Origin of the sequence: Zavarzinella formosa DSM 19928 (assembly GCF_000255705.1) — a bacterium.
In the GTDB taxonomy this organism is placed as follows: domain Bacteria; phylum Planctomycetota; class Planctomycetia; order Gemmatales; family Gemmataceae; genus Zavarzinella; species Zavarzinella formosa.
Genome location: NZ_AIAB01000590.1, coordinates 1 through 542 on the forward strand (window position 1 = coordinate 1; position 542 = coordinate 542).

Genomic DNA, 542 nt, shown 5'->3' on the forward strand with positions numbered 1-542 from the left:
TTCGAGGACGCCGCCCGACAGATCGCGGCGGCCACTTCCCCCTGACGGCCTCCCTCCGGCGCCCGCCCCGGATCGCGTGGTTCGGCATGTGGACAAGGGGCACGGGCGGCTGGAGGTCCGGACCCTGCGAACCACGTCGATCCTGACCGGTCATGAACAATGGAAGGGCCTGGCCCAAGGCTTCGAGATCATCCGGGAACGGACCATCAAGGGGATCAAAACCGTCGAAGTCGGGTACGGGGTGACAAGCCTGTCTGAAGAGCAGGCGACCGCCGCCGACCTGCTGAGACACCTCCGCGATCACTGGAAGATCGAAAACGAATTGCATTACGTTCGGGACGTGACCTTTCACGAAGACGCCTGTCGGGTGCGCTCCGGTTCGGCCCCCCAAATCCTCGCCGCCCTGCGCAACTCCCTCATTCATTTGCTCGCCGGGACCGGGGCCGACAACCACCGCGAAGCCATCGAACTCCTCCAAATCCGACCCGAACGGGCCAGAGTGCTTATCGGCATCCCCCAAAGTGAATGACGGAATGGCCCTG

At 64.0% G+C, this 542-nt stretch carries 1 protein-coding gene; it reads left to right on the plus strand.

What is annotated here, in order from left to right:
• Positions 1-529, plus strand: a 529-nt coding sequence (locus BGIM_RS0100895) for an ISAs1 family transposase (protein WP_020467933.1), incomplete at its 5' end; no start/stop codon positions are given.
• Positions 530-542: the final 13 nt, after the last annotated feature.